Below are 17,834 nucleotides of genomic sequence, written 5' to 3'. Positions count from 1 at the left end.
CCTATCGACCGCCGCACCAGGCGCGCGGGCACCCCGGGCCACCCGTGACGGGCCTGCTCATCCCCTGTCGGGAGCCCGGTAAACCTGACGCGTGACCGCCCGAACCCCCTGACTTCCGGCTCCCCGATTGAGCCCGGCTCCGGCGCGTGCGAAAGATCGTTTCCGCCGACCCAACGCTCGTGGAGGAGCCCCCCATGCCCAGTCGTCGTCAGTTCCTCGCAGGTTCGGCCGCCGGTATCGGCGTGGCCGCCACCCTTCAGGCGAATCTCGCCGCGTTCGCGACGGCCTCCCGGGTCTTCCGGAAGGCGCCGACGGGCCTCACCAAGTTCGCCGACCCGCTTCCCGTCCCGAGGGTGCTGCGGCCCGACGGCGCCCTCACCATCCGGCAGCGGGCCGCGACGGTGCGGCTGCACTCGCAGCTTCCCCCGACCCCCGCCTGGACCTACGAGGGCAGCTTCCCCGGCCCGGTCATCGACGTCCGCGCCGGCCAGCGGATCAAGGTGAGCTGGCTGAACCGGATCGAGAGCGCGTTCCCCGCGACGGCCGTCGCGGTCCCCTTCACCGGCATCGACTCGATCCTCGGCCCCGGACGCGGCGACGCCGAGCCGATCTCCGAGGTCGCCAAGCTGGCCCCCTGGGTGGTCACCCACCTGCACGGCGGCGAGGTCTGCGGCGACAGCGACGGCTGGCCCAAGAACGGCGTCTCGTTCGGCCAGGGCCAGGCCACCGAGTACCCGAACGCGCAGCGCGCCTCGACGCTCTGGTACCACGACCACGCGATGGACATCACCGCCTACAACGTGTTCGCCGGGCTCGCGGGCATGTACATCGTCCGCGACAGGGAGGAGGACGCGCTGCGCCTGCCGTCGGGCGCCTACGAGGTCCCGCTGATCCTCGCCGACCGCAACCTCGACACCGACGCCACCGGCGCCTTCAACGGGCGGCTCCTGCACAAGGTCGGCTACTACGACCTCGGCGACCGGCGGGTCTCGCTGCCGTTCGCGGGCCCCTACAACCTGGCGAACGGGGTGATCTGGCCGCACCTGGACGTCGAGCCGCGCTGGTACCGGTTCCGGCTGCTCAACGGCTCCAACGCGCGCACCTACACGCTGGAGCTGCGCCGCGAGAGCTCCGACGGCACCACCAGTTCACCGGTGGACGGCGCGTTCGTCCAGATCGGCACCGAGCAGGGCCTGCTCGGCGCCGCCGTCAAACTGGACCGGCTCACGCTCGCCCCGGCCGAGCGCGCCGACGTCCTCATCGACTTCGCCGCGTTCAGGGGCGCGCGGCTCCAACTGTCCAACACCGACCTCGCCACCTCGCCGCTGGGCCCCGAGATCCTCCAGTTCCGCGTCGCCGGGAAGGGCCCGGCCGACTCCTTCAAGGTCCCCGCCACGGTGTCGCCCTCGTTCTCCCGGCTGACCCGCGACAAGGTCCCGGCGGGCTTCGCCGAGCGCTACGTCGCGTCCGCCACCCACGACGGCACCGCCGCCGGGCAGCCCGAGATGTGGGAGCTGGCGAAGGTCCCCGACGGGTACGTCCCGCGCGGCGGCGACCGCATCGTCAAAATCGTGAAGGACGGGAGGACGACCGTGTTCCGGCGGGCGGCGGGCAGCTTCGACGAGCCCGTCACCTTCCACGTCGCGCTCGACGGATGGGAGATCTGGAACTTCGTCCACCTCGCGGGCCCCAACCACCCGACCCACGTCCACCTGATGTCGTTCCAGGCGCTGGCCCGCGACACCTACACCGTCGCCGTCGCCTCCGACGCGGCGAACGACATCTTCACCTACACCGCCACCTACGGCGCCCCCAAGGGGCTCGGCCCGGACGAGCAGGGCTGGAAGGACACGGTCCGCATCGACGAGCACGACCACGTGACGGTCGCGGGACGCTTCCACGGCGGCACCGGCAACTACGTGTACCACTGCCACATCCTGGAGCACGAGGACCACGGGATGATGCGGCCGTTCGTCGTGGCGCCGCGTACCGTCCAGACCACGATGGCGGCCAGGATGTCGGCCGGCGCGCCGGGGCGCGGCAAGGGCGGCGGGCACCACGGCTGACGCCCGGCGGGCCGGCGCGACGGGGGGTCAGGCGGGCCGGCCCGCCAGGCTGTGCAGGCACGCGACCAGGCTGCGCGCCTCGACGTTGACGTAGTGGCTGTGCCGCAGCAGCCCGACGAGCTGGTGGAGGGTCAGCCACCGGTAGTCGGGCCCCGGGTCGGGCGCGTGGTCGGCGTCCGCCTCGACGATCAGGTAGCGGTTGCGGGCGCCGTAGAACCGGCCGCCCTCCTCCGACAGCACGCTGGAGAACCGGATCCGCTCCGGCGGCGCGGCCAGCACCTCGTCCAGGAACGGCGGCCGCGCGGCCTCGGGCAGCCAGGCGTAGTTGCCCGGCGTGCACCGCACGGTCGGGCCGAGTTCGAGGACGTCGAGGTACCCGGGCTGGACGCCCGCGTGGACCAGCGCGTGCAGCACGCCGTCCACCCGCTTGACCACGAACGCGTTGACGCCGACGCCGATCGGCTCCACCAGCGGCTGGCTCCACCGCGCGACCTCGCGGTGCCCGCTCTCCACCTCCACGCCGATGACCCGGAAGAACAGCCCCGATTCGTGCCGGATCGCCTCCTCGTCGCGGTGCCACAGCTCGGCTTCGCGCAGCGGGACGCGGCGCGCCCCCACCTCGTGCCCGCTGCGCGTCCCGGTGATCCAGCTCAGGATGTCGCCGATGTCGTGCAGGCCCGCGAACTCCTCGCTGCACGAGCGCAGCACGGACTGCCGGAACTCCTCGTCGCCGAGCGCCCGGGACGGGGACGGCGACGGGTAGGACGAGGACAGCCCGACGCCCGAGAACGGCAGGCACGACAGCACCGTCCGCGCGTCCATGTTGACCACCGTGTCGCCCGCCAGCAGCGCGTGGAGCTGGCCGAGGGTGAGCCAGACGAAGCCCTCCAGCGGCTCCACCTCGTCGGTCGTCTCGACGATGATGTTGCGGTTGCGCTTCTGGAAGAACCACGCGCCCTGCTCCGACTGGAGCACGTCGGCGACGACGTGGTGGCGCCGGGTGTCGCGGAAGAAGTCGAGGTAGGGGACCGGGGCGCCCTGGTGCACGCGCGTGTAGTTGCTCCGCGTCGCCTGCACGGTCGGCGAGATCTCCACGCCGCCGGGGTTGCCGGGCTCGTTCTTGGCCTGCATGAGGAAGTGCAGGACGCCGTCGATCTCCTTGGCCAGGATGCCGAGGATGCCGATCTCCGGCTGGAGCAGGATCGGCTGCGTCCACGCGGGCACCGCCGCGCCGGCGACCTCGGCCGCCAGGCCCGTCACGGTGAAGAACCGGCCGCTGTCGTGGCGGATGTCGCCGGTCGCGGGATCGGTGCCCCAGCGGTCCAGGGCGTCCAGCGGCACCCGCTCGACGCGCGAGACGTCGCCCTTGCGGCGCTCGGCGAACCACTCGTGGAACCGCGCCAGCGTGATGACGCCCGCCGCGGCCTGCGCCGACTCGGCGATCCGCACGGCCCTCCGGTGGTCGCTCGTCAACGCCGTGAGAATCCCCGACATCGGCCCTCCCAAGAAATACCCTTACAAAGGACTCCAATATGCGTGCCGCGGCGGTGGTCCGTGATGTTCGCGGCCGGTGGTCAGGGGGGAGATAAGGGGGGTGTCCGGGGATGGAGGACGGCACGTCAGGGGGGAGCGCGGGCCGCGCCGTTCCTATTCTCGTCGCGATTCTGCCCTTTCGTGGATGGAGGTCGTGTCGGTGAATTCGGCACCCTTGAGAATCGGCGTCATCGGCTGCGCGGACATCGCCTGGCGGCGCACGCTCCCGGCCCTGGCCGCCCACCCGGACGTGCGGCTGACGGCGATCGCCAGCCGCGACCCGGCCAAGGCGCGGCGCTTCGCCGAACGGTTCGGCGGGGAGCCGGTGACCGGCTACGAGGCGCTGCTGGAGCGCGCCGACCTCGACGCGGTGTACGTCCCGCTGCCCGCGAAGCTGCACTTCGCGTGGGTGAGCCGGGCGCTGGAGTCCGGCCGCCATGTGCTGGCGGAGAAGCCGCTCACCGCCACCGCCGAGGACACCCGGGTGCTGGTCGCGCTCGCCGCCTCGCGCGGCCTGGCGCTGCTGGAGAGTTTCATGTTCCTGTGCCATTCCCAGCACGCGCGCGTCCAGGAGCTGGTGGCGCAGGGCGCGATCGGGGAGCCGCGCGCGCTGACCGCCGAGTTCGGGTTCCCCCCGATGCCCGACGGCCGCAACATCTACCGGACCGACCTCGGGGGAGGGGTGCTGACCGACGCCGGGGTCTATCCGGTGCGCACGGCCCTCCTCTATTTCGGGTCCGGCCTGGAGGTGCGCGGCGCGCACCTGCGGTTCGACGCCGAGCGGGACGTGGACGTGTCCGGCGCGGCGTTGCTGACCGCGCCCGGCGGCGAGACCGCCCACCTGACGTGGGGAGCGGACCGCTCCTACCGCTCCCGGTACGCGCTGTGGGGGAGCACCGGGCGGATCGAGCTGCTGTGGGCGTACACGCCGTCGGCGGCGCACCGCCCGGTGCTGCGGATCGAGCGCCAGGACCACGCCGAGGAGCTGACGCTGCCCGCCGAGGACCACTTCGCCGGCGCGGTCACGGCGTTCGTGCGGCGCGTCCGCGACGGCGTCCCGTCCGTCCTGGAGGGCGCGCTGGTGCTGGAGCAGGCCCGGCTGGTCGACGAGGTGCGGCGGCACGCCGCCGCGGGACCGGTCAGGACCGCGCCGGCGCCCACCAGTGCCGGTTCTCCCGGTACCACGTGACGGTCGCGGCGAGCCCGGAGCCGAGCCCGGTCCGCGGCTCGTAGCCCAGCTCGGCGCGGATCTTGCCGTCGTCGACCGCGTACCGGCGGTCGTGCCCCTTGCGGTCGGCGACGCGCTCGACCAGGTCCCAGCCGGTGCCGGTCGCCTCCAGGAGCAGCCCGGTCAGCTCCCGGTTGGTGAGGTGCGTCCCGCCGCCGATGTTGTAGACCTCGCCCGGGGCGCCCTTGGCGCGCACCAGCTCGACGGCGCGGGTGTGGTCGTCCACGTGCAGCCAGTCCCGGACGTTCAGCCCGTCGCCGTACAGCGGGACGCGCCGCCCCTCCAACAGGCGGGTCACGAACAGGGGGATGAGCTTCTCCGGGTGGTGGAAGGGCCCGTAGTTGTTGGAGCAGCGCGTCACCCGCACGTCCAGGCCGTGCGTGCGGTGGTAGGAGAGGGCGAGCAGGTCCCCGGCGGCCTTGGACGCGGCGTACGGCGAGCTGGGCCGCAGCGGCGCGGTCTCGGCCGTGGACCCCTCCTCCACCGACCCGTAGACCTCGTCGGTGGACACGTGGACGAACGTCCGCAGGTCCGCGCGGAGCGCCGCGTCCAGCAGCGTGCCCGTCCCGACGACGTTGGTGCGCACGAACGCCGCCGCCGCCTCGATCGAGCGGTCCACGTGGGACTCGGCGGCGAAGTGCACGACCTCGTCGTGCTCGGCGACCAGCCCGGCGACGAGGCCGGCGTCGCAGATGTCGCCGTGGACGAACCGGTACCCCGGATGCCCCTCGACCTCGGCCAGGTTCGCCCGGTTGCCCGCGTAGGTGAGCGCGTCCAGGACCGTGACCGACACGTCGCCGGGCCCCTCGGGGCCGAGCAGCCGCCGCACGTAGTGCGAGCCGATGAACCCGGCGCCGCCCGTGACCAGGAGCCGCGTCATGAGATCCGCACCCTGCTGTAGTCGCCGAGGACGAGCCGGTGGGCGGCGCGGGTGCGGGCGGCGGGGGTGACCTCCACGGCCCGCCCGACCAGGGACGCCTCGATCGGCCGCACGCCCTGGATGGACGAGCCGTCCAGCACGATCGAGTACTCGATCTCGCTGTCCTCCAGGCGGACGCCGTCGGCGATGGAGGTGAACGGGCCGACGTAGGAGCCGACGATCCGGGCGTCCGCGCCGATGATCGCCGGGCCCACGATGCGCGACCCCTTCACGATCGCGCCGGCCGCGATGCGGACCCGTCCGATGATCTCGGTGTCGGCGTCGACGTCGCCCTCGACCTTGTGCTCCAGGCCCTCCAGCACCGTGCGGTTGGCCTCCAGCATGTCGTCGACGTCGCCGGTGTCCTTCCAGTAGCCCGTGATCGTCGTCGAGCGCACGTCCAGGCCCTCGTCCAGCAGCCACTGGATGGCGTCGCTGATCTCCAGCTCCCCCCGGGCCGACGGCGCGATCGCGCGGACCGCGCGGTGGACCGCCGGGCCGAACAGGTACACCCCGACCAGCGCCAGGTCGCTGCGCGGGCGGCGCGGCTTCTCCTCGATGCCGATGATCCGCCCGTCCGGGCCCAGCTCGGCGACGCCGAAGCGGCTCGGGTCCGGCACCTGCGTGAGCAGCAGCCGCGCGTCGCACGGGTCCGCGCGGAACCCGGACACGACACCGCTCACGCCGCCGACGATGAAGTTGTCGCCGAGGAACAGCAGGAAGTCGTCCTCGCCGAGGAACTCGCGCGCGATGAGGACGCCGTGCGCCAGGCCGAGCGGCGCCTCCTGCCGGAGGTAGGTGACCCGCAGGCCGAACCGCGACCCGTCGCCGACGGCCCGCTCGATCTCGGCGGCGGTCTCCCCGACCACGATGCCGACCTCGGTGATGCCCGCCTCGGCGATGGCCTCCAGCCCGTAGAACAGGACCGGTTTGTTCCCGACGGGCACGAGCTGTTTCGCGGACGTGTGGGTGATGGGGCGCAGCCGTGTTCCGGACCCGCCCGAAAGGACCAGGGCTTTCATGATTGCCATCGTCGGACGGCGGACCGGCGCGCGGTCCCCCTATCGTCGCGCCGGGAACCCCTAGCGGCGACGCGAATTCCCTATTTAAAGAATAGGAATAGTTGACTGGCCGTCGGGGCGGTGGTTCGCTTGGACCGCTCCCTCGCGCCCCCCTTGACCTCCCTTGGAGACGGACTGATGAGCACGCCGACCGCCGCCCCCGTCTACGCCGACGCCGTGGACCTCGACAAGCACGGCGTCTACGGGGCCACCGCGCTCAAGGTGGACAACGGCGGCTGGAACCGGCCCCGCTACCCCTTCCAGGCGCGCGTCACCGCCGACGGGTCGAGCGGCTACAGGGCCGAGCCGGGGCGCTACCACCTCTACGTCTCGCACCGGTGCCCGTGGGCGCACCGCTCGGCCATCGTCCGGATCCTGAAGGGGCTCGAAGACGTCGTCTCCCTCTCCTACGTGGACGACGAGCGGGACGGGCGGGGCTGGGCCTTCCGGGAGAGGCGCGGCGCCGACCCGGTCAACGGCTTCCGGTTCCTGCGCGAGGCCTACGAGGCGACCGAGCCCGGCTACGGCGGCCACGTGTCGGTCCCCGTGCTCTGGGACCGGACGACCAAGGGGATCGTCAGCAACGACTTCTTCAACCTCACGATCGACCTCGGCACCCAGTTCGAGGAGTTCGGCGACCCGACCGTCCACCTCTACCCGGTGGAGCTGCGGGACGAGATCGACGAGCTGAACGATCACATCTACGTCAACTTCAACGACGGCAACTACCGGGTCGCGGGCGCCGCGTCCGACGAGGCGTACGCCGAGCTGCGCGGCCGCGTGATCGCCACGCTGGACGGCCTGGACGAGCGCCTCGCCACCCGCCGCTTCCTGCACGGCGACGCGATCACCGAGTCGGACGTCCGGCTGTGGGTGACGCTGGCCCGCTTCGACCTCACCTACAACCCGTTCTGCAAGATCAGCGAGCGCCGCCTGGTCGACTTCCCGCACCTGTGGGGATACGCCCGCGACCTGTACTCGCGGCGCGCCTTCCGCGAGACCACCGACCTGGACGCCTTCACCCACCTCGGGCCGCCGTTCCTCGATCCCGCCGTGTCCCGCATCGAGGTCGAGCCCCACCGGGCAGACTGGGACGAGCCGCACGACCGGGACCGCCTCGCGTCCTGACCGGCGTCGGTGTGCCGTCTTCGTCGGGGGGAGCGTCCACGTGCGGGTCCTGTTCACCGTGTCCTCGCAGGCGACCCACTACTCCGCGCTCGTCCCGCAGGGCTGGGCGCTGCAGGCGGCGGGGCACGAGGTGCGGGTGCTCTGCACCCCCGACCAGACGGCGGCGGTCGGCCGGACGGGCCTGCTCCCGGTGCCCGTCCTGGACGGCATGAGGGTCATCACCCGGCTCCGCCTCCAGGCGTACCGGGAGGCGGCCGAGGGTGACTGGCCCTACCCCTGGCTGCCCCCGCACCCGCTCACCGGCGAACCGCTGGACGACCTCGCGGACTTCGACCTCGCGGCCTTCCGGGACGAGGTCGCCCCGGCGCTCGCCGAGCGGGCCGCCCGGGGCTTCGACGCGAGCGTGGAGTTCGCGCGCGCCTGGCGGCCGCACCTGGTCCTGCACGACCCGGCCAGCCTGGAGGGGCTGCTCGCGGCGCGGGCCACGGGCGTGCCGTCCGCGCTGAGCCTGTGGGGCCCGGTCGGCACCCACGAGCCCGAGCACATGCGCATCGTCCCCACCGACCACAGCGGGTCCTTCCCCCGCCACGGCCAGGACGCGTTCGACCTGGACATGATCGAACGCGTCCTGGACCCCTGCCCGCCGTCGCTGGACGTGCCGGCCCCGGCCGAGCGCCTGCCCTACGCCTACGTCCCGTTCAACGGGACCACGCCCGTCCCGCCGTGGGCGCTGGAACCGCCCGCGCCCGGCCGCCCGAGGGTCTGCGTGACCTGGTCGACGGCGCTGACCGCGACCACCGGCCCGAACTCCTACCTGCTCCCGGCCATCCTGGAGGCCCTGGACGGCCTCGGCTGCGAGGTGGTCGTCACGGCGACCGCCGGGGACGTGGCCGCCCTCGGCGCGGTGCCCGAGGGCGTCCGCGTCGCCGAGCACGTCCCGCTGATGGCCGTGCTGCCGGACTGCGCCGCCGTCGTCCACCACGGCGGCAGCGGCAGCGCGATGACCGCGCTCTGGGCGGGCGTCCCCCAGTTGACCGCCACGTTCGCCTCCGAGCAGGAGGCCGCCGGCCGCCGCCTCGCCGCCGCCGGGGCGGGCCTGCACCTGCGCGGCCACGAGGCGGTCCCCGCCGCGCTGCGCTCGGCCGTCGAGAGCCTGGTCGGCGACCCCGCCTACCGCGACGGCGCGGCCGGGCTGCGCAAGGAGATGCTGGCCCGGCCCACCCCGGCGCGGCTCGTCACCGCGCTCGAACACCTCGCCTCGGACGCCGCCTGACCGCGTGCCGGCGGGGGATTCGTCCCCGTCTTATAGGCATTTGTTGCCGACCGATCGGCCGATCCTGGGAACACTGTGACGATTATTCCCGGCGGGCCGGACTGGTTCGGGTTCTGGCCTGGGCCGGTATGGCGCCTGTGAATCAGCGGGCACTGGCGGCGTCTTGCCACTGAACGGACGGAGAGTTAACGTCCAACCACCGAATAGGAAAATTCCTATTGATGGAGTTCGCATGCCCCGCTCCCCTCCATCATCCATCCGCCGAGCCCGCTCCCGAAAATGCCGGCTGCCCGCCGGCCGGCGCCCGTGAGAAAACCTGACCACCCCGAAAACAGGGAACTCCGCATGAAGTCATCACGACGCAGGTTCGCCGCGATCGCGGCGGGCGTGGGAATCGCCCCGCTCGTCACCGTGGTGCTCCCCGCCACCACCGCCCTCGCCCACGGCTACGTCAACTCGCCACCGAGCCGGCAGGCCCAGTGCGCGCAGGGGACCGTCAAGTGCGGCGAGATCAGGTGGGAACCGCAGAGCGTGGAGGGCCCGAAGGGGCTCCAGAGTTGCAGCGGCGGAAACTCAAGGTTCGCCGACCTCGACGACGACAGCAAGCCGTGGAAGGCCGCCTCGGTCGGCCAGAGCGTGACCTTCTCCTGGACGTTCACGGCCCGCCACAGCACGAGGAGCTACGACTACTTCCTCGGCGGCCGGCGCATCGCGACGTTCGGCGGAAGCGGCTCGTCCCACACGGTCAACCTCGGTGGGGTCACCGGGCGGCAGAAAGTCCTCGCGGTCTGGAACATCGCCGACACCGCCAACGCCTTCTACGCGTGCATCGACCTCGACGTGCATTGATCCGTCACTTTCGCGGCGGCACGACGCGGATGGCGGAATGAGTGCGTGACGCGATTCGGGATCTCATACCGCCCTCGTCGGAGCCATGGGTGCGGGGCGGGAGCGACACGCTCCCGCCCCGCACCCATGATCGCGGCACAGGGGGACGTCAGCCCGCGCCGTCGAGGACCTCGCGGAGCCGGCGCGCGAACTCCTCCGGCTTCCCGGCGAACCCGGAGTCGCCGCCGACGAAGCCGCCGTGGTGGCTCGGGAACACCGCCGGCTCCTGCCCGAGGAGTTCGGCGGTCGCCACCGCGGTGCGCCCGGTGAGGGTGTCCTTGGACTCCTCGCCCACCGCGATCACGACCCGGGTCGGCGCGGCGGCGAGCGCGCGGGCGTCGGGACGGTACTCGCCGACCGCCTGGGACCGGTCGGACAGCAGCGGGTCGTCGCGGGAGCCGTCGTCCTCGGCGGGCATCCCGAAGGCCGCGGGATCCGGCTCGGGCCCGGCGAAGTAGTCGTCGGTGAACTCGCCCCGCCACGACATCATCGCGATGAAGATCGCCATGGCGGCGCCCCAGCCCTTCGCCTGGTAGACCTCCCGCGCGCGGGCCCCCGCGCGCCGCGCCGCGTCCGCGTCGGGCAGCAGCGGGATGAGCGGCGGCTCGTGCGCCACCAGCGTGGTCACGTCGCCAGGGTGGGCCGTGACGAGCGCGAGCGCGGTCACCGCGCCGCCGCTGCTGGCGAACATCTCGACCGGGCCCGCGCCGAGCGCCTCGATCAGCGCGTGCACGTCGGCGGCCTGCGCCTCGGGCACGTGGTCGGTGCGGCCGTCCTTGCGGACGCTCCGGCCGATGCCGCGCGGGTCGTAGGTGACCACGGCGCGGTCGGGGAAGTAGGAGGCCAGCGCGCCGAAACCGGCGGCCTCCATGGGCTGTCCGATCATGAGCAGCGGCGGGCGCCCGGCGGCGGACGGCGGCGTGCCGTGCACGTCGTACACGAGATCGACCTCGGGGGTCTGGAGCGTATGCGTCGTCATGGCGGTATCGACTCCTGATGTATGGAGAACTCATCGCTGGACCTGCTCGGGCGCGGAAATCCGCTCAGGATGAGGACGCCCTCACCACACATGTACCGCGTTCGCCCGGCCTGACACCGCTCGCGCGGCAGGTCAGGCGGACGTGGGCGCCAGCGACCTCTCGATGAGGGCCGCCGCCATCTCCTCGGCCAGTTCGGCGGCCCCGTCCACCGTGCCCATGGAGTCGGTGACGCAGGCGCCCTCGTGCAGGATCAGGAGCCGGCGCGCCAGCAGGGCCGGATCGGCGGCCCCGGCGTCGGCGGCGAGCCCTTCGAGGTAGTCGAGCATCCACGCCTTGTGCTCGCGCGCCAGCCGCTGGCCGGGGTGGTCCTCGGGCAGTTCGACGTGCGCGTTGACGAAGGCGCAGCCGCGCCGGTTGCGCTCCTTCAGCCACCCGTCCAGTGCCCGGAAGGTCGCCAGCAGCCGCTCGGTGGGCGAGCCGCCGCGCTCCTCCACGAAGCCGACGAGCGTCGACCGCCACAGCTCGTCGCGGCCGCGCAGGTAGGCGAGGATCAGGTCGTCCTTGGAGCCGAAGCGGTCGTAGAGGGTCTTCTTGGTCACGCCCGCCTCGTCGGCGATGGCCTCCACGCCGACCGCGCGCAGGCCGTGCTCGTAGAACAGGCGCGAGGCGGTCCCCAGAACGCGCGCGCCGGCGGGGGTGAGGGGGCGCCGCCGGCCGCCCCGGCCCGGGAGCCCCGTGCTGTGCGTCATCTCCGAAAGGGGACACAAAGCCCGTCAAGGCTCCGTCTCCCCACCTCCTCCCAGGTAAGTGCCGCCTGGGAGCGCCTTATCGGCGCCCACCCCTGGAATGTACCCCTAACGGTATGGCTAGGTAAGTTGCTATACCGGTATGTATACCGCGAGGATTATCGGACGAGTGGAGCGGCGGGAACGCCCTTGCCGCCGTTCGGACGTTGGTGGAGGCTGGCTGTGCGGCGGTGCCCCTTCAGGCCGGCGCCTCCGCACCGTCACCTCCGAGGGCGACCGGGAGAACGATGAACTCCGCTGACCTCGAAACGGTGCCCGCGACCCTGCGGGAGCACGTGGCGCACATGTGCAGGCAGTTGTACGGACGGGGCTGGATGGAAGGCACGTCCGGCAACATTTCGGTCAGATCAGGAGACGCGGTCCTGATCTCCGCGAGCGGATGCGCCAAGGGCACGGTCGACCGTCGCGACACCGTTCTGGTCAACGCCGGCGACGGGTCGCGGTTCACCGGCGAGACGCGGCGCCCCTCCGCCGAAACCGCTGTCCATTTGGCGTTCTACAGGGAATACGAGGACTGCGGCGCGGTCATTCACGCGCATGCCCCGTATTCGACGGCGCTCGCCTCACTTCCCCGGTTCCATCGCGCGGGGCAGGGCGTCGCCCACGTCGAGTTCGTCGACATGGAGCTGGCCAAGGGCCTGGGGCTCGACGACCCTTCGCACGTCCGCGTCCCGGTTTTCGTCAATTGGCCGGAGGTCCGCCGGATCGCCGCCGACGTCGGCGCCTTTCTGCGCGCGAGCCCGCCGCGCGCCACGGCCGGTCTGCTCATCGAGCGGCACGGAGTCACGACGTGGGGACGCGACCTCGACCATGCCCGCAACCGTCTCGAATGCGTCGAGGCGCTCTGCCGCCTCTCGCTTCTGATGCACGGCTCCACGACCATCTGACCCTGAGGAGGCGCCCCATGACGCTGCTCCAGATCATGCCCGACGACGCACCGGGCACCGTGCTGCTCCGGACCGAGGACGCGGGCGCCGTCCGCCGCGAACTCGCCGGGATCGGCGTGCGTGTCGAGCACTGGGAGACCGCCGCGTCCCTGCCCGCCTCGGCGGACGAGTCCACGATCAAGGACGCCTACCGGCACGACATCGACCGGATCAGCGCGGAGGGCGGCTACACCCTCGTCGACGTCGTGCGGATGATCCCGAACCCCGGCGACCCGGAATGGGTGAAGCTCGCCGCCCAAGCGCGGTCGAAGTTCCTGGAGGAGCACTTCCACAAGGAGGACGAGGTGCGCTTCTTCGTGGACGGCACCGGCTGCTTCTATCTGCACGTCGATGGCAAGGTCTACGCCACGGTCTGCACGGCCGGTGATCTGCTCTCCGTGCCGAAGCGCACCGTCCACTGGTTCGACATGGGGCGCACCCCGTCCTTCACCGCCATTCGCTTCTTCCAGCAGGAGGACGGCTGGATCGGCGAGTTCCTCCCGGAGAGCATCGCCTCGCGTTTCCCGCGGCTCGACGACCTCCTGGCCCGGGTATGACCGGCGCCGTCGTCCTGGACATCGAGGGCACCACGAGTTCCACCGCCCATGTCCAGGAGGTGCTGTTCCCTTACGCGCGTGAGCGCCTGCGAAAATGGGTCGCCGACCACGAGGATCAGGCGAGGGACGTCCTTCGGGAGACGCGGGAGAGGCTTCGCCTAGAGGACGCGCCGGACGACGATGCCGCCGTGATCCGGGCCCTGGAGCGGTGGTCCGACGAGGACCGCAAGGTGGCGCCGCTCAAAACGCTCCAGGGCATGATCTGGGCCGAGGGATTCGCGACGGGCGAGGTGACCGGGCACGTCTATCCCGACACCCTGGACGCGCTTCGTGAATGGAGGCTTCGCGGGGTGCCCGTCTACGTCTACTCGTCGGGATCCGTCCAGGCCCAGCGGCTCTGGTTCGCGCACACCCAGTTCGGGGATCTGCGCCGGTGGCTCCGCGGCCATTTCGACATCACGACCGCCGGGCCGAAAAAGGAGGCGAACTCCTACCGCCTCATCGCGGGCGGCGTCGGCGTCCCGGCGGAGGAGATGCTCTTCGTCTCCGACCTCGCCCGGGAACTCGACGCGGCTCGGCGGGCGAAGTGGAGAACGGCGCTGGTGAACCGCCCCGAGGAGAACCCGGGCGGCGCGTCCGGCGCGGGCCCCGGAACGGAAGCCGCGCATCCCGTCTTCACGGATCTGGTCTCGGTCGCACTGGCTTGAACGCGCTCGGCCCGGTCAGCGGATCCAGAGACCGGGGCCGAACACCTGTCACCGCACGCGCCTGTCCGAGACGCCGGCTCGTCGCCGACCGCGACGGCGTCGGGTAGGTGGGCCAACCTGGCGCCGTCCGGCACGGCGCCCCGCCGCCCGCGCGCAAGGGTGTGCCCGGTCCAGCCTCCCCACCCCTGTGGAGAAAGGCCGGACCGGGCACGTTCTGGATGGCCGGGGCGCCCGGCGCCTCAGCCGTCGGGAGGCCGGCCGGCGCCGGCCTCCCGGGCGGTCACGTTCGCTCGCTGTTCCCTGGCGCCGGTGCGGCGCTCACCGCGACCTTCCACAGCGCGTGGGCGATCGCGTCGGAGCAGCGGTCGAGCGCGGTCGTGTCGACGTTGTTCGGATACCGGTCGCAGGCCTGGTGGTAGCACCGGTCGAACGCCTGCCCGGCGGTGCCTCCCCACTTCTTCGCCTGCGCGGCGGTCTTGGTCGCCGGCGCGCCGGTGAACAGGAACGTCGTGGGGATTCCGGCGTTGCGGAACGACCCGTCGTCACTGCAGCACTCGGCGACCTCCTCGGTCGGGACGTTGATCGAGTCGAAGTACTCCTTCAGGTTCTTCGCCGTGGGCGAGTTGATGTCGTCGATGAAGTAGCCCGGGTTCGGCGAGCCGACCATGTCGAAGTTGAAGTAGCCCTTGATCTTCGACCGGTCGGCCGTCGACAGGCGGCCCACATAGAACTTCGAACCGCGCAGGCCCTGCTCCTCGTCCGTCCACCAGCCGAACCGCACGTGGTTCAGCATCGTGGGCTTGGACTGGGCCAGTTGCAGCGCGACCTCCAGTTGGGCGGACGACCCGGTGCCGTTGTCGTTGATGCCGGGGCCCGCTCCGACGCTGTCGAGGTGGGCTCCGAACATGTAGACGTTGTTCTCGTTCCCGCCGGGCCAGTCCGCGATGAGGTTCGGCCCGGCGCCGCCGGTGCATCCCGACGAGCAGGCCTGGCGGGTCACCGTGAATCCGGCGGCCTTCAGTTTCTGCTCGATGTAGGACACGGAGCCGAGGTAACCCGCACCGGTGGAGCGGCGGGTGCCGCCGTTCTGCGTGGCGATGGTCTGGAGCTGCTGGAGGTGTCCCTTGACGTTCTCGACATTGATGTCGGGTGAGGGGACCGTCGAGACGTTCGACACGGTGAGCGTCTCGGGGACGGTGGACACCGGTGCGGCGTCGGGCGCGCGGGCACCGCCGACGGCGACCTTCCACAGCGCCCAGGCCATCGAGTCCGCGCTGCGGTCGAGCGCGGTCGTGTTGATGTTGGCCGGGTAGCTGTCGCAGGACTGGTGGTAGCACCGGTCGAACGCCTGACCGGCGGTGCCGCCCCATTTCTGCGCCTGCGCGGAGGACTTCCTCATCCCCGCGCCGGTGGACAGGGTCGACGTCGGGACACCGATGTTGCGGAAGGACCCGTCGTCGCTACAGCACTCCGTGACCTCTTCGGTAGGAACCTTGATGGAGTCGAAGTAACCCTTCAGGTTCGCCGAGAGAGGCGAGTTGAGATAGTCGATGAAATAACCGGCGTTGGGTGAGCCGACCATGTCGAAGTTGAAGTAGCCCTTGATCTTCGACCGTTCCGCGGTCGGCAGCCGGCTCGTGTAGAACTGCGAGCCGCGCAGGCCCTGTTCCTCGTCCGTCCACCAGCCGAACCGCACGTGGTTCAGCATGGTGGGCTTGGACTGGGCGAGCTGGAGAGCCGTCTCCAGCAGCGCCGCGGAACCGCTGCCGTCGTCGTTGATGCCGGGGCCCGCTCCGACGCTGTCGAGGTGGGCTCCGAACATGTAGACGTTGTTCTCGTTCCCGCCGGGCCAGTCCGCGATCAGATTGGGCCCGGCGCCTCCGGTGCATCCCGACGAGCATGCCTGGCGGGTCACCGTGAATCCGGCGGCCTTCAGTTTCTGCTCGACATAGGACACGGAGCCGAGGTAACCGCCGCCCGTGGAGCGGCGGTTGCCGCCGTTCTGCGAGGCGATGGTCTGGAGCTGCTGGAGGTGCGCCTTGACATTCTCGACGTTGATGTCAGGCGCGGCCACTACTTTTGGGAGGCCACCACCCACGGTGTTCGCCGTGGTGGCACCCGGGGTGCAGGTCGGGTCGCCCGACTGCGCGCCGAGTTGGACGGCGTCCCACGCCGCCTTCACCTTGTTGAACCAGTCGCAGGTCTTGTCGAGGTTCTTCGCGGCGCTGAGCGTCAGCGTCCGGTACCGGGGGTAGCTGGTGCCGGAGGTCTTCATGTTCATCGCGTTGTAGAAGATCTTCGCGGCGTTCAGGACGCCGATGCCCGTCACCTGGCCGCCCTGGCAGACGGGGCTGTTCGGCTTGCCGCCGCCGGGGTTGGAGCCCTCCGCGAGCAGGTAGAACCAGTGGTTGCCGGGGCCTGCCGCCTTGTGCACCTCCATCCTCGGAACCGAGGAGGAGTAGCAGTTCGGGTCGTTGTTGACCTGCGAGGGGTTGTACATGTTGCGGATCGGGCCCTGCCCGACCAGGTTGACCTCTTCGCCGACCGTGTAGTCGGGCTTGTCCACCGGGTTGTTCAGGAACGCCTCGACGGAGGCGCCCCACACGTCGCCCACGAACTCCTGGGTTCCGCCGCCGGACATGCCGCCCGGGGTGAAGTTGTCCAGGCCGTGGCCGAACTCGTGGTCCACGACGTCGGTCGAGGTGATCCACTGGTTGGCCTGGTTGTGGCCGAACTGCGCGTCGGTGCCGTTCCAGTAGGCGTTGACCGCGTTGAGGCCGACCCGCGCCGGGGCCCACTGGCCGTTGCGCAGGCCGTCCCGCCCGAAGGTCTTGAGCAGGTCCCAGAACCCGGCGGCGGCGTACATGGTGTCGACGCAGCCGGCCTCCTTGCTGGTCTTGGACGTGCTGCCCCAGGTGTCGTCCGGCCCGGAGAAGATGCCGCCGCTGTAGTCGGCGCACGTGAGCCCTGGCCGCTTCGGGTCGCGCATCGTGTAGGTGCTGCCCGACTGGGTCGTCCCGATGGTGAGGTTCGAGCCCTCCCAGATGCCGGTGCCGGTACCGGCGTGGATGGTCTCCTGGGCGTCGAACCGCTTGCCGGTCTGGGCGTCGACATAGACCTTCTTGCGGCTCGGCTGCTTGCCGTCGCGTCCGGTCACGACGCTCTCCCACGCCAGCCGCGGCTTGGTCAGGGCGTGGACGACGAGGCGGGGCTTGACCTCGGCCTTGTCGGGGCTGGTCAGCGCGGCGCGGGAGCTGCCCGCGGCGGCGGCCTGGCTGATCTTCGGCGTGGTGCCGACCGTGATCTGCTGCTGCTGCGCGACCGACAGCGTGCGCACGCGGCCCTGCCCGTCGGTGGCGACCACGAAGTCGCCGCCGACGACGGGGACGTCGCGGTAGGTGCGCTCATAGGCGACGTAGTACTGGTCCCAGGGCGTGCCGACCACCTGGGTCCGGATGTACTTCTCGTCCTTGCCGGCGTGCAGGGCGGCGGCGTTCCCGGCGACCAGCCGGTCCGCCGACGCCATCGCGGCCGTCTTCGGGTCGGTGCCGGGGGCCTGGCTGCCCTGGGCGGACGTCATGGCGGGTGCCGCCACGCCGGTGAGCGCGAGGGCGGTGACCGCGGTGGTCACCAGGAGATGGTTTCTTCGTTTCACAGCCGCGTGCCTCCATCAGAGCGGGAGCGAGGCCGCCCCGCGGGGGTCGGGGCGGCGGCCGACGCGACGGCGGGGCCGGGGGAGCGGCGCGCACACGGATTGGGGAG

The 17,834-nt window shown here is 71.5% G+C and carries 14 protein-coding genes; 8 read left to right on the top strand and 6 right to left on the bottom strand.

All coding sequences use genetic code 11. The features are described 5' to 3' along the window. Nucleotides 1-194: 194 nt before the first annotated feature. A complete protein-coding gene (locus GNZ18_RS20840; protein ID WP_156218216.1) occupies nt 195-2,066 on the top strand; it encodes a multicopper oxidase family protein in 1,872 nt (623 codons plus the stop codon). 27 nt (nt 2,067-2,093) lie between these two features. Here GNZ18_RS20840 and GNZ18_RS20835 read toward each other — a convergent pair whose 3' ends face one another. Beyond that, complete coding sequence (locus GNZ18_RS20835) at nt 2,094-3,560, bottom strand: NDP-hexose 2,3-dehydratase family protein (protein WP_156218215.1); 1,467 nt, start codon at nt 3,558-3,560, stop codon at nt 2,094-2,096. Between the two features lie 199 nt (nt 3,561-3,759). On the opposite strand from GNZ18_RS20835, the gene GNZ18_RS20830 reads away from it, so the two are divergent. Next, nucleotides 3,760-4,788, top strand: a complete 1,029-nt coding sequence (locus GNZ18_RS20830) for a Gfo/Idh/MocA family protein (RefSeq protein ID WP_242887727.1) — start codon at nt 3,760-3,762, stop codon at nt 4,786-4,788. Here the strand turns inward: GNZ18_RS20830 and rfbB are convergent. Beyond that, nucleotides 4,739-5,707, bottom strand: coding sequence for a dTDP-glucose 4,6-dehydratase (gene rfbB, locus GNZ18_RS20825; RefSeq protein WP_156218213.1), 969 nt, complete (start codon nt 5,705-5,707; stop codon nt 4,739-4,741). The two genes, GNZ18_RS20830 and rfbB, sit on opposite strands and share 50 nt — an antisense overlap. Then, nucleotides 5,704-6,768 carry a glucose-1-phosphate thymidylyltransferase gene (locus GNZ18_RS20820; protein ID WP_156218212.1) on the bottom strand — a complete coding sequence of 355 codons (1,065 nt, stop codon included), beginning with the start codon at nt 6,766-6,768 and terminating at the stop codon, nt 5,704-5,706. Before GNZ18_RS20820 ends, rfbB begins: the two co-directional genes overlap by 4 nt. Nucleotides 6,769-6,945: 177 nt before the next feature. Between GNZ18_RS20820 and GNZ18_RS20815 the strand changes: the two genes are divergently transcribed. The 3 genes from GNZ18_RS20815 (at nt 6,946) to GNZ18_RS20805 (ending at nt 10,057) form a co-directional block, all read left to right on the top strand. Next, the gene (locus GNZ18_RS20815) at nt 6,946-7,935 is read left to right on the top strand and encodes a glutathione S-transferase C-terminal domain-containing protein (RefSeq protein WP_156218211.1); all 990 of its coding nucleotides are present in this window, start codon (nt 6,946-6,948) and stop codon (nt 7,933-7,935) included. 40 nt (nt 7,936-7,975) lie between these two features. Further along, nucleotides 7,976-9,208 (top strand): nucleotide disphospho-sugar-binding domain-containing protein, encoded by a 1,233-nt coding sequence (locus GNZ18_RS43210; protein WP_216651388.1) that lies wholly within the window; start codon nt 7,976-7,978, stop codon nt 9,206-9,208. A 345-nt stretch (nt 9,209-9,553) separates the two neighbouring features. Next, nucleotides 9,554-10,057 carry a lytic polysaccharide monooxygenase auxiliary activity family 9 protein gene (locus tag GNZ18_RS20805; protein WP_156218210.1) on the top strand — a complete coding sequence of 168 codons (504 nt, stop codon included), beginning with the start codon at nt 9,554-9,556 and terminating at the stop codon, nt 10,055-10,057. A gap of 148 nt (nt 10,058-10,205) precedes the next feature. On the opposite strand, the gene GNZ18_RS20800 is transcribed toward GNZ18_RS20805, so the two are convergent. Beyond that, the gene (locus GNZ18_RS20800; RefSeq protein ID WP_156218209.1) at nt 10,206-11,075 is read right to left on the bottom strand and encodes an alpha/beta fold hydrolase; all 870 of its coding nucleotides are present in this window, start codon (nt 11,073-11,075) and stop codon (nt 10,206-10,208) included. 132 nt (nt 11,076-11,207) lie between these two features. Further along, nucleotides 11,208-11,825 (bottom strand): TetR/AcrR family transcriptional regulator, encoded by a 618-nt coding sequence (locus GNZ18_RS20795; protein ID WP_156218208.1) that lies wholly within the window; start codon nt 11,823-11,825, stop codon nt 11,208-11,210. A 284-nt stretch (nt 11,826-12,109) separates the two neighbouring features. Between GNZ18_RS20795 and mtnB the strand changes: the two genes are divergently transcribed. Genes mtnB through mtnC form a run of 3 tightly spaced genes read left to right on the top strand, consistent with a single transcriptional unit; the run spans nt 12,110 to nt 14,072 of the window. After that, nucleotides 12,110-12,769 carry a methylthioribulose 1-phosphate dehydratase gene (gene mtnB / locus GNZ18_RS20790; RefSeq protein ID WP_156218207.1) on the top strand — a complete coding sequence of 220 codons (660 nt, stop codon included), beginning with the start codon at nt 12,110-12,112 and terminating at the stop codon, nt 12,767-12,769. A gap of 17 nt (nt 12,770-12,786) precedes the next feature. Beyond that, on the top strand, nt 12,787-13,365 hold the full coding sequence (locus GNZ18_RS20785; protein ID WP_156218206.1) for a 1,2-dihydroxy-3-keto-5-methylthiopentene dioxygenase: 579 nt from the start codon (nt 12,787-12,789) through the stop codon (nt 13,363-13,365). Next, nucleotides 13,362-14,072 (top strand): acireductone synthase, encoded by a 711-nt coding sequence (mtnC, locus tag GNZ18_RS20780; protein WP_156218205.1) that lies wholly within the window; start codon nt 13,362-13,364, stop codon nt 14,070-14,072. The genes GNZ18_RS20785 and mtnC overlap by 4 nt, the downstream gene beginning before the upstream one ends. A 280-nt stretch (nt 14,073-14,352) precedes the next feature. Here the strand turns inward: mtnC and GNZ18_RS42325 are convergent, their stop codons facing one another. Beyond that, nucleotides 14,353-17,703, bottom strand: coding sequence for a M28 family peptidase (locus GNZ18_RS42325; protein WP_312874648.1), 3,351 nt, complete (start codon nt 17,701-17,703; stop codon nt 14,353-14,355). Nucleotides 17,704-17,834: the final 131 nt, after the last annotated feature.

The sequence above is a fragment of the Actinomadura litoris genome (genome assembly GCF_009733595.1).
GTDB lineage: Bacteria > Actinomycetota > Actinomycetes > Streptosporangiales > Streptosporangiaceae > Spirillospora > Spirillospora litoris.
Note: the sequence above shows the minus strand (reverse complement) of the source record. Positions and strands in the feature narration are given on the sequence as shown.

Bases quoted from the DNA above. Each gene is read 5' to 3' on its own strand.
- GNZ18_RS20840 (WP_156218216.1), top strand. From the start codon at position 195: ATGCCCAGTCGTCGTCAGTTCCTCGCAGGTTCGGCCGCCGGTATCGGC.
- GNZ18_RS20835 (WP_156218215.1), bottom strand. From the start codon at position 3,560: ATGTCGGGGATTCTCACGGCGTTGACGAGCGACCACCGGAGGGCCGTG.
- rfbB (WP_156218213.1), bottom strand. From the start codon at position 5,707: ATGACGCGGCTCCTGGTCACGGGCGGCGCCGGGTTCATCGGCTCGCAC.
- GNZ18_RS20820 (WP_156218212.1), bottom strand. From the start codon at position 6,768: ATGAAAGCCCTGGTCCTTTCGGGCGGGTCCGGAACACGGCTGCGCCCC.
- GNZ18_RS20815 (WP_156218211.1), top strand. From the start codon at position 6,946: ATGAGCACGCCGACCGCCGCCCCCGTCTACGCCGACGCCGTGGACCTC.
- GNZ18_RS20805 (WP_156218210.1), top strand. From the start codon at position 9,554: ATGAAGTCATCACGACGCAGGTTCGCCGCGATCGCGGCGGGCGTGGGA.
- GNZ18_RS20800 (WP_156218209.1), bottom strand. From the start codon at position 11,075: ATGACGACGCATACGCTCCAGACCCCCGAGGTCGATCTCGTGTACGAC.
- GNZ18_RS20795 (WP_156218208.1), bottom strand. From the start codon at position 11,825: ATGACGCACAGCACGGGGCTCCCGGGCCGGGGCGGCCGGCGGCGCCCC.
- mtnB (WP_156218207.1), top strand. From the start codon at position 12,110: ATGAACTCCGCTGACCTCGAAACGGTGCCCGCGACCCTGCGGGAGCAC.
- GNZ18_RS20785 (WP_156218206.1), top strand. From the start codon at position 12,787: ATGACGCTGCTCCAGATCATGCCCGACGACGCACCGGGCACCGTGCTG.
- mtnC (WP_156218205.1), top strand. From the start codon at position 13,362: ATGACCGGCGCCGTCGTCCTGGACATCGAGGGCACCACGAGTTCCACC.